This is a genomic window from Brevundimonas sp. (genome assembly GCF_004210735.1).
Taxonomy (GTDB): domain Bacteria; phylum Pseudomonadota; class Alphaproteobacteria; order Caulobacterales; family Caulobacteraceae; genus Brevundimonas.
The window spans coordinates 1-9,762 of the sequence record NZ_SDZL01000071.1 but is presented as its reverse complement, the minus strand read 5'-3'; the positions used below and the strand labels follow the sequence as shown (position 1 = coordinate 9,762).

The following is a 9,762-nucleotide window of genomic DNA, read 5'->3' as shown; positions in this document are numbered from 1 at the left end:
CAAGCTTGATAGGCGACGTATCCGAGGCCAGCTTCTAAGCGGTTCAGCATCCCAACCCTCTAATGACGCCTTCAACTTATACCAAAACGTCAGGGCGGGATAACGTCCGCTAACCACCCCTAGCGGACGTTAGGGATGTCAGGTCAGAGGTTGGAGGGGATCTTCACCCCAACGCCGCCTTCTTCTCTTCCAGTTCCAGCCAGTCCAGTTCGGCGGCTTCGAGGTCGGCGCGGGCTTTTTCGGCGGCTTTCATGGCGCGGTCGAAGGCGGCGGGGTTCTGGGAGAAGAGGTTGGGGTCGGCCAGGATGGCGTCCTGTTTGGCGATCTCGGCCGGCAGGGTCTCCATCAGTTTTTCGACCTCCTCCAGCCGGCGGGCGTCCTTGTAGGAGAGTTTAGCCTGCTTCTTGGGCGGCGCGGCGGTGGGCGCGGCGGGCTTGGGCGCGGCCTCGGCGTGGGTCGGCGGCGGGGCCAGGAAGGTCGGGTTCTGACGCAGGAAGTCCTGCCAGCCGCCGGGGGTTTCGACGATGTCGCCGCGTCCGTTCATGGCGATGGTCGAGGTGGCCAGGCGGTCGACGAAATCGCGGTCGTGGGACACCAGGATCAGGGTGCCATCATAGCTCTCGAGCAGCTCTTCCAGCTTGTCCAGCGTGTCCATGTCCAGGTCGTTGGTCGGTTCGTCCAGGACCAGCATGTTGGCCGGCTTGGCCAGGGCCCGGGCCAGCAACAAGCGGTTGCGTTCGCCGCCCGACAGGGTCGAGATCGGCTGGCGTAGCTGGGCCTCCGAGAACAGGAAATCCTTGGCGTAGGCGGCGACGTGCTTGGAATGGCCGCGCACCAGGATGCTGTCGCCGCCGCCGGGCGTCAGGGCGTCCCACAGGGTCATGTCGGAGCGCAGCCCCTCGCGCGACTGGTCCAGATAGACGGGTTCCAGATTGGCGCCCAGGCGGACCGTGCCCTCGTCCGGCGCCAGTTCGCCCAGCAGGGTCTTGACCAGGGTCGTCTTGCCCGCGCCGTTGGGACCGACGATGGCCAGCCGGTCGCCGCGAATGATGCGGGTGGTCAGGTTGCGGAAGAGGACGCGGCGGTCGGGTGGAGGAGTGTTAGTGCTAGTGATTGGTGAGCAGGTGTCCGTGGCGGCGTCACGCGTCTGCTCACTAGCACTAGCACTTTTCACTCCGGCCCCGCTGTCGAACCATTTGCTGACCCCCTTCAGCTCGGCCACCAGCTTGCCCGAGACGGCGCCGGAATCGACGCCCAGGTGCAGCTCGCGCGGCAGGTCCTTGACCCGTTCGGCGCGGTCGGCGCGCATGGCGTTCAGGGCGCGGGCGCGGCCCTCGTTGCGGGTGCGCTGGGCGGTGATGGAGCGGTAGAAGGTGTAGGTCTCGGCCTCGATCTTCTTGGTCAGGCGGCGCAGGGATTCGGCCTCTTCCTCCATCACCTTGCCGGCCCATTCGTCGAAGGCGTCGAAGCCCTTGTCCAGGGTGCGGACGCGGCGCCCTTCCAGCCAGTGGCAGGTGTTGGTGACGGTGTTCAGGAAGGCGCGATCGTGGCTGACCACCAGCACGGCGAAGCGGGCCTGGACCAGCTCATTCTCCAGCAGTTCGATAGCCAGGATGTCCAGGTGGTTGGTCGGCTCGTCCAGCAGCAGCAGGTCGGGCTCTTCGGCAAAAGCTTTTGCGAGAGCGGCGCGGCGGGTCTCGCCGCCCGACAGACTGACGGCGGGCTTGTTCGCATCCAGGCCGAAGGTGGTCAGCCAGCTTTCCGCCGTCCAGCGCTCGGCCCCGCCCGAGGCGGCGTAGTCCAACAGGGTGTCGCCGGTGATGACCGGTTCCTGGGGCACATAGGCGAAGCGGGTTCCGGCCTGGACGGAACGATCGCCGGCGTCTGGCTCGATCAGGCCCATGACGACCTTCATCAGCGTCGACTTGCCCGCCCCGTTGCGCCCGACCAGGGCGGCCCGGCTGCGCGGCTCCATGGCCATGTCGACGCCGTCGAACAGCGGGCGCGGCCCGTCCTGCAGACGGACGTCCTTGAGAGCGACGAGAGGTGGGCGAGCGGCCATGGGTGCTTTCGGTCGCGAGTGCGAGTATGGGGAGCGCGTGGATGTAGAGCCTCAGACCCCCGTGACCAAGCCCTTCTGGGAAACCAAGACCCTGGCGGAGATGAACCCGCAGGAGTGGGAGAGCCTGTGCGACGGGTGTGGGCTGTGCTGCGTGATCCGGTTCGAGGACGAGGATACGGGCGAGGTGATCCCGACGCGGGTGCACTGCAAGCTGTTCGACACCAACGTCTGCGCCTGTTCCGACTATGCCAACCGCAAGGCGCAGGTGCCGGACTGCATCAAGTTGACGCCGCACAATATCGAGGCGCTGGAGTGGATGCCCAAGTCCTGCGCCTATCGCCGGCTGCATGAGGGGCGGCCGCTGGCGGGGTGGCATCACCTGATTTCGGGCAGTCGCGAGACGGTGCACGAGGCGGGCGTGTCGGTGCGGCGCCAGACGGTGTCGGAGCTGGCGCTGAAGGATCCCGAAGACGCGCTGGACTTCGAGGCGCCCGAGTGGGCCAAGGAACGCGGCTGAAGGCTGCATCGTCGTAACGGAAAATTTCCGTCGCGGCGCCAGGGTGGCGTTCATGACCACCGCCAAAGCCCTCAGGAAACACGATCTTCACGAGGAGCAGGTGTTCGCCGGTCCGCTGGAGCGGCTGTCGGCGCTGGCGATTTCGCTGTTCGGGGTTCAGGCGGCGATGGTCGGCCTGATCGACGGCGACGAGATCGTGGTTCGGTCCAGCCGGCCGTGCCCCACGCCGCGCATGCCGCGTGACGGCTCGCTGACGGAACTGCTGGTGTCGGCGGGCCCGGACCAGGTGGTCGTGGTCGAGGATGCGTCGGTCGATTGGCGCACGCGTCACCATTATTGCGTGACCGGGCCACAGCATCTGCGGTTCTTCGCCGGCATGGCGGTCAGCGACGCGGCGGGCGAGGTGGTCGGCGGGCTGTCGCTGATGGACGACCGGCCGCGAGGCGCGCTGGAGCCCCGCGAGGTCGAGACGCTGCGCCTGCTGGCCCGGATGGCGGGCGATGTGATGGAGCAGGTCAGGGCGTCGCGGGTCCAGAGCGAGCAGCTGGAGATGCTGCGCCTGGCAGAGGAGATGTCGGGGGTCGGTCACTGGCGGCTGGATGCGGTGGCGCGCACGCTGCAGCTGTCGGACGAGGTTTACCGCATCTATGGCCTGACGCGGGACACCTATACCCCGGATTTCGAGAGCGCCATCGCCTTCTATCACCCCGAGGATCAGCCCAAGGTGCGGGCGTTGATGCGCCATACGCTGGAGACCGGGGAGCCGTATCGCAACCGGTTCCGGCTGATGCGGGCGGACGGGGTCGAGCGGCTGGTGGACGCCTATGCCCACGCCGAGAAGGGCGAGGACGGCAAGGTTCAGGCCCTGTACGGCGTGTTCCAGGATGTGACCGAGAACGAGGCCCTGCTGCGGACGGCGCAGAAGAACGAGGCGCGCTATCGGCTGCTGGCCGAGAACACCGGCGACGTCATCACGCGGGTGAACACAGACGGCCGCAGCAAATACATCTCGCCCGGCATCCAGGGACTGCTGGGCTGGACCTTTGAAGAGATGTCGGGCCAATCGACCGACTATGTGCATCCCGAAGATCGGGCGATGCTGCTGGCCTGTATCCGCGAGGCGGTGAGAAGCGGAGAGTCGGCGCGGCTGGAGTATCGGGCGTTGCACCGTGACGGTCGGACGGTCTGGGTCGAATGCACCTTCCAGCCGATCGGCGGCGACGAGGTGGTGGTGGTCGTGCGCGACATCGACGAGCGCAAGCGGCTGGAGGCGGAACTGCGCGACGCGCGCGATCGCGCCGAGGCTGCGGCCCACAGCAAGAGCGAATTCCTGGCCAATATGAGCCACGAGCTGCGCACGCCCCTGACCAGCGTGATCGGCTTTTCCGGCCTGCTGCAGGCCAGCGGCGCGGTGGCAGGCGACGAGCGGCGCTATGTCGAACGGATCTCGACGGCCAGTCAGGCGCTGCTGGCGGTCATCAACGATATTCTGGACTATTCCAAGCTGGAAGCCGGGGCGGTCGAGGCCGAGCCCCTGCCGTTCGGCCCGCGCGCCATGGCCGAGGCCACCGCGGCCATGGTCGAGAGCCAGTGCGCGGACAAGGGACTGGCGCTGACGCTGGCGCTGGATGACGGCCTGCCCGACACGCTGATGGGCGACGAGGGGCGCATCCGGCAGGTGCTGCTGAACTTCCTGTCGAACGCCGTGAAATTCACCGGCAAGGGCGGGGTGACGTTGACCCTGAACCACGCGGACGGGCGACTGAGGGCCGAGGTGGCGGACACCGGCATCGGCGTGCCCGCCGACAAGCTGGAACAGTTGTTCGACCGGTTCACCCAGGCCGACGCCTCGACCACGCGGGTCTATGGGGGGACGGGGCTGGGGCTGGCGATCTCGCGCCGGTTGATCGAGATGATGGGCGGCCAGATCGGGGTCGAGAGCCGGCCGGGCGAAGGCTCGACCTTCTGGTTCGAACTGCCGGCGCCGACGGCGCAGCGGCAGGTGCAGGCCGCCACGCCGACGGCGATGGAGGACCTGCCCGGCGCGGCGCGCATCCTGATGGCCGACGACGCCCCGGCGAACCGCGAGCTGGTGACGGCGATCCTGAGAGGGATGGGTTTGTCGATCGATGCGGTCGAGGACGGGGCGGCGGCGGTCGAGGCGGCGCGGACCGGCGCCTATGACCTGATCCTGATGGACGTGCACATGCCGGTGATGGACGGGCTGGACGCGACACGGGCCATCCGCGCCCTGCCGGGACCGGCCGCGCGGGCGCCGATCCTGGCCCTGACCGCCAATGTCCAGGCCGAACACGTGCGGCGCTGTCTGGACGCAGGCATGGACGATCACCTGGCCAAGCCGGTGGAGTTGCGGGCGCTGGCGGCGGCGCTGTCGCACTGGCTGGGTGACGGCGCGCGGGAACGGGACACGGCGCTGAGCGCCTGATCCCGCCGAACGGCGCCGCATCGCGTGGCGCGGATATGATGGCCGGGGCGGGAAAGCCGCGCCGGTTCAAACCCCTGACAAATTCTCGACCCCGTCGGCGCGCCTGAGGACGCCGGCGCCGTACTCTTTGGGCATGACGGAAGAAACCGATGAGCGGGACGGCCTGGCACGGGACAGTCTGACGCGCGTCAGGCGGACGGCCGTCTGGCTGGACGCGGTGCAGGACAAGCTGATGGCGCTGATGGATCAGGCGGTGGTCGAGCTGGAAGATCCCGACACCAAGGGCGACAAGCTGATCGCCCTGGATCGCAGGGTCCGGGCCATCGGCAATCTGGCGCGCGCGGCCAAACAGGTCGCGGCCCTGACGGACGCGCGCCACATCCCCGAGGACGAGATGAGCGACGACAGTGACAGCGAAGACCCCGCCGAAATCCAGCGACTGCGCGCCGAACTGGAGTCTCGTTTCGAGCATCTACGCGGGGTGTACGAACGCAAGCGACGCGACGCAGGACTTGAGCCTGAAGACGCTTCGACGACTTTTGGCCTCGGCGTCCCGCCTGCATGACGAACAGGCCCCGCCGGTGGTCGACTGGCGGACCTGGCTGCTGCTGGGCGGGCGCGGGTCGGGCAAGACCTATGCGGGCGCCTTCTGGCTGAGCCGGGTGGCCGAGTCGGGGCCATTCAATCTGGCGCTGGTAGGGCCGACCCTGCACGACGTGCGCGAGGTGATGGTCGAGGGACCGTCGGGGCTGAAGGCCCTGGCCGCCGGGGACCGGCCGCGCTGGGAGGGCGGACGCAAACGGCTGGTGTGGACCAGCGGGGCGACGGCCTACGCCTTTTCCGCCGAGGACGCCGATAGTCTGAGGGGGCCGCAGTTCCATGCGGGCTGGGCCGATGAATTCTGCGCCTGGCGTGAGCCGGAGCGGGTGCTGGAGACCCTGAGGTTCGGGCTGCGGCTGGGGCCGGGGCCGCGACTGGTGGTGACGACGACGCCCCGGCCGGTTCCGGCGCTGCGGCGGCTGATGGTCGAGGCGATGACCCGCAGCGGCCGGATGGCCACCGCGGTCAACGCGGGGAATCTGTCCCCGGGGTTTCTGGACAATCTGCGCGACCTGTACGGCGGGACGTCGCTGGAGGCGCAGGAGCTGGAAGGGCTGGTGGTCGAGACTGACGGCGCCCTGTTCCGGGCCGAGGATCTGGCGCGGGCGCGGGGCGACAGGCCTGCGAGGCTGGAGCGGATCGTGGTGGCGGTGGACCCGCCCGCCAGCGCCCACGGCGACGCCTGCGGGATCGTGGTGGCGGGACGCAAGGACCGCACGGCCTATGTGCTGGCCGACCGTTCGGCGCGGGGGCTGTCGCCCGCAGGCTGGGGCCGGCGAGTGGCCGAGACGGCGAAGGAATTCGGCGTCCAGCAGGTGCTGGCCGAGGCCAATCAGGGGGGCGAGATGGTGCGGGCCATCCTGGCCCAGGCGGGCTGTGAGCCGCCGATCAAACTGGTCCACGCCAGTCGGGGCAAACGGGCGCGAGCCGAGCCGGTGGCCGCCCTGTACGAACAGGGGCGGGTGGTCCACTGCGACGCCTTTCCGGCGCTGGAAGAAGAGATGATGGCGCTGGGTTCGGAGGTCGGCCCCGGCCACAGCCCCGACCGTGCGGACGCCCTGGTGTGGGCGCTGACGCATCTGCTGCTGCACGGCCCGGCGGGGCCACGACTGCGAACGCTTTGACCGATTTCAAACAACAAGGAGACGCCCGATGCCGGACGCCTATCAATCCCATGCGCCATCGCCCAGCGCGCCCGCCAGGCGCGCCGAGGCGGTGACGCCGAATGACGCGACGGACCTGGGCCATGTGGCCAAGGCGCTGTACCTGGGGCAGGGGGGCGACATCGTCGTGATCCCGGCCAATGGAACCGAGGCGGTGACGCTGAAGGCGCACGGGCCGGGCTATGTGGCGGTGCAGACGCGCCGAGTGCTGGCCACCGGCACCACGGCGCAGCAGATCGTGGCGCTGTTCGATTGATGCTGGCGGCGCAGCAGCTGGGTCCCGTGGCGGCGGCGCTGCGCGGGGCCGGCGGGCCGGGGGTGAGGCTGGGCTTCGCCGAGGGATTGATGGAACGGGACGGGCGCCGTCATGCGGCGCTGGACACTGTGCCGGGCGTGGTCTTCGCCCGGATCGGCGCGGGACTGGCGCAGGAGGCGGATGGGCGGTGGCGGACCTTCGCCACCGGACGGCCCCGTATCACCGGGCGCGGCCTCTTGATCGAGGGCCAGCGGACCAACAAGGTCGCCAGCCGCAACGCGGCGCCGGTCGATCTGGCGGGTGTGGTCCGGACGGGTGACGCAGCGGCGACGCTGGCGGTGGTCGACGATACGGCGGCGCTGAGGGCGGCGGAGTTCGGGGAACTGATCGACGCCGGGGTGATGACCGGCCGGGTGTTGTATCTGGACAATCGGGCCGGGACCGCGCTGGCGCAGGTACGCTTGCCGGGGCCGGTCGGCGACCTGACGGACCATACCGTATCGCTGGTCTGGCGCGGCGGCGGACAGGGACGGGTCGGCACCACCCAGACCTTTGGATCCTATGAAGTGCTGGAGGGGGGCTATGTCCGGCGGGCCAAGATCGCCAACGGCCTGAGCCAGACGACGCGAGTGTTCGGCCTGGATATCCAGGCGGGGGCCGAGGTCTGGTTCACCCTGATGCAGTTGGAGGACGGCGCGCGCGCGACCAGTCCGATCATCACCGCCGACGCGGCGGCGACGCGCGGGGCGGATACGCTGACGCTGGCCGTGCCGGTCGTGACCGAAATGAGCGTCAGCGGCGAGGTGGAGTTCACGGGGGACGCGGTCGCAGATCAGACGCTGATCGACCTGCATGACGATGACGCCGGGCGATTGATCGTGCGGCGTCTGCCCGACGGGCGGCTGGCGGCCGAGGTGCGGACGGGCGGCGTGACCACCAGCCTGGGATCGGCGGCGCGGGCCGGGGCGCGGATCGTGCGCTGGGCCGTGGGCCGGGCGGGGCCTGACTGGAGCCTTGTCGCGGATGGGGCGCTGATCGGAACCGCGAGCGTGGCGGCGCCGGCGATGACGGCGTGCCGGATCGGAGCCCTGCGGGGCGGATCGGCGCCGTTGGACGGCTATGTCCGGCGACTGGCGTTCGAACCGGTGGCGCGGACGGTCGAGGAACTGAGGGAGCGGACGGCATGAGCATCGACCGGATCGGCCTGTTGTTCGACCCGCCGCCGACGCCGGACGGCGAGCCGGTCGAACTGGCGGGCTGGCATGTGAACCTGACGCTGGAGGTGATGGCGGGGCGGCCGGATCTGGAGGCCCATGTGGTGACGCCGTCACGGCTGCGCCGGGCGTGGGCGGGAGACGATCCCGCAGCGCCGACGCTGACCGCGCCGCTGCGCTTCGCCGACGCGGCCCAGGCAGATGCGCTGCTGGGATCACTTCCGGGCGCGGACTGACACTCGATATTTCTGGAGGATCGCCGATGGCGAAATGGCGCTGGCCCATGCATCGTGATGGGGGCCGCGAACGGGCCCGCGCGCCCGAGGTCAAGGACAGCCGGACGGGGCCGCTGATCGCCCTGACCGGCATCGGGCGAGCGCGGTGGACGCCGCGCGATTACGCCCATCTGGCGCGCGAGGGGTTCGGCAAGAACGCCGTGGCCTATCGCTGCGTGCGGATGATCGCCGAGGCGGCGGCGTCAACGCCGCTGATGGTTCTGGCGGGCGGGGTGCGGACGACGGAGCATCCGCTGGCCCGGCTGCTGGACAAGCCCAATCCCGAGCAGTCGGGGGCGGAACTGATGGAGGCGGTGTACGGCGCGCTGCAGACGGCGGGCAACGCCTATCTGGAGGCGACCGGCGACGAGGACGGCGACGGCGTGCCCGATGAACTGTGGGCGCTGCGCCCCGACCGGATGACGGTGGTTCCGGGGCGCGCGGGCTGGCCCGAGGCGTATGAATACACCGTCGGCGGGCGTTCGGTGCGGATCGGGCGGCGGGCTGACGGCTGGTCGCCGGTGATGCAACTGAGGCTGTTTCATCCGACAGACGACCATTACGGTTTCTCGCCGCTGGAGGCCGCGGCCTTCGCCATCGATGTGCACAATGCGTCCGGGGCCTGGAACAAGGCGCTGCTGGACAATGCGGCGCGGCCGTCGGGAGCGCTGGTCTATGGATCGAAGGACGGCGAGCGGCTGACCGCCGAACAGTTCGAGGCGCTGAAGGTGGAACTGGGCGAGGCCCATGCGGGCGCGGCCAACGCCGGGCGGCCGCTGCTGCTGGAAGGCGGGCTGGACTGGAAGCCGATGAGCCTGACACCGGCCGACATGGATTTCATCGCGGGGAAACATGCGGCGGCGCGCGAGATCGCCCTGGCGTTCGGGGTTCCGCCGCAACTGCTGGGGATACCCGGCGACGCGACATACGCCAACTATCGAGAAGCCAACGCCGCCTTCTGGCGCGGAACGGTGATCCCGCTGGTCAGGAAAGCCGCCGGGGCGATGACGGGCTGGCTGGGCGGGCGGTTCAGCGATTGCCGGATCGAGCCGGACTTGGATGCGGTCCCGGCGCTGCAGGTCGAGCGGGATGCGCTGTGGGCGCGGCTGAACGCGGCGGGGTTTCTGACCGACGACGAGCGGCGGCGGATGGCGGGGGTGGGGCAATAGGGACGCGACGCCTCTCCCTCCCCGTCCCGGGGAGGGAGAGGCGTCGCGTCCCTATTGCCC

Annotated in this window: 9 protein-coding genes; 8 read left to right on the top strand and 1 reads right to left on the bottom strand. The window is 69.6% G+C overall.

Annotated features, from left to right (window positions below; all coding sequences use genetic code 11):
* Positions 1 to 163: 163 nt before the first annotated feature.
* On the bottom strand, positions 164 to 2,062 hold the full coding sequence (locus EON91_RS12750) for an ABC-F family ATP-binding cassette domain-containing protein (protein WP_292095395.1): 1,899 nt from the start codon (positions 2,060 to 2,062) through the stop codon (positions 164 to 166).
* Positions 2,063 to 2,123: 61 nt separating this feature from the next.
* Here EON91_RS12750 and EON91_RS12745 point away from each other — a divergent pair, with 61 nt between their 5' ends.
* The 8 genes from EON91_RS12745 to EON91_RS12710 all read left to right on the top strand — a co-directional run bounded on the left by EON91_RS12745 (position 2,124) and on the right by EON91_RS12710 (position 9,702).
* Positions 2,124 to 2,579, top strand: coding sequence for a YcgN family cysteine cluster protein (locus tag EON91_RS12745; protein ID WP_292095393.1), 456 nt, complete (start codon positions 2,124 to 2,126; stop codon positions 2,577 to 2,579).
* Positions 2,580 to 2,631: 52 nt separating this feature from the next.
* Positions 2,632 to 5,025 carry an ATP-binding protein gene (locus tag EON91_RS12740; protein WP_292095391.1) on the top strand — a complete coding sequence of 798 codons (2,394 nt, stop codon included), beginning with the start codon at positions 2,632 to 2,634 and terminating at the stop codon, positions 5,023 to 5,025.
* 133 nt (positions 5,026 to 5,158) lie between these two features.
* Positions 5,159 to 5,590, top strand: coding sequence for a hypothetical protein (locus EON91_RS12735; protein ID WP_292095388.1), 432 nt, complete (start codon positions 5,159 to 5,161; stop codon positions 5,588 to 5,590).
* The gene (locus tag EON91_RS12730; protein ID WP_292095385.1) at positions 5,538 to 6,749 is read left to right on the top strand and encodes a terminase family protein; all 1,212 of its coding nucleotides are present in this window, start codon (positions 5,538 to 5,540) and stop codon (positions 6,747 to 6,749) included. Before EON91_RS12735 ends, EON91_RS12730 begins: the two co-directional genes overlap by 53 nt.
* A 28-nt stretch (positions 6,750 to 6,777) precedes the next feature.
* On the top strand, positions 6,778 to 7,044 hold the full coding sequence (locus EON91_RS12725) for a hypothetical protein (RefSeq protein ID WP_292095381.1): 267 nt from the start codon (positions 6,778 to 6,780) through the stop codon (positions 7,042 to 7,044).
* Entirely contained in the window at positions 7,044 to 8,231 is a 1,188-nt protein-coding gene (locus EON91_RS12720; RefSeq protein WP_292095378.1) for a hypothetical protein, read from the top strand. The genes EON91_RS12725 and EON91_RS12720 overlap by 1 nt, the downstream gene beginning before the upstream one ends.
* Positions 8,228 to 8,494 (top strand): hypothetical protein, encoded by a 267-nt coding sequence (locus tag EON91_RS12715; protein ID WP_292095376.1) that lies wholly within the window; start codon positions 8,228 to 8,230, stop codon positions 8,492 to 8,494. The genes EON91_RS12720 and EON91_RS12715 overlap by 4 nt, the downstream gene beginning before the upstream one ends.
* 47 nt (positions 8,495 to 8,541) lie before the next feature.
* Positions 8,542 to 9,702, top strand: coding sequence for a phage portal protein (locus EON91_RS12710; RefSeq protein ID WP_292095373.1), 1,161 nt, complete (start codon positions 8,542 to 8,544; stop codon positions 9,700 to 9,702).
* Positions 9,703 to 9,762 lie beyond the last annotated feature (60 nt).

What these genes read in the sequence shown, in the direction of transcription:
- EON91_RS12750 (WP_292095395.1), bottom strand. Translation starts at nt 2,062, where the DNA reads ATGGCCGCTCGCCCACCTCTCGTCGCTCTCAAGGACGTCCGTCTGCAG.
- EON91_RS12740 (WP_292095391.1), top strand. Translation starts at nt 2,632, where the DNA reads ATGACCACCGCCAAAGCCCTCAGGAAACACGATCTTCACGAGGAGCAG.
- EON91_RS12735 (WP_292095388.1), top strand. Translation starts at nt 5,159, where the DNA reads ATGACGGAAGAAACCGATGAGCGGGACGGCCTGGCACGGGACAGTCTG.
- EON91_RS12725 (WP_292095381.1), top strand. Translation starts at nt 6,778, where the DNA reads ATGCCGGACGCCTATCAATCCCATGCGCCATCGCCCAGCGCGCCCGCC.
- EON91_RS12720 (WP_292095378.1), top strand. Translation starts at nt 7,044, where the DNA reads ATGCTGGCGGCGCAGCAGCTGGGTCCCGTGGCGGCGGCGCTGCGCGGG.
- EON91_RS12715 (WP_292095376.1), top strand. Translation starts at nt 8,228, where the DNA reads ATGAGCATCGACCGGATCGGCCTGTTGTTCGACCCGCCGCCGACGCCG.
- EON91_RS12710 (WP_292095373.1), top strand. Translation starts at nt 8,542, where the DNA reads ATGCATCGTGATGGGGGCCGCGAACGGGCCCGCGCGCCCGAGGTCAAG.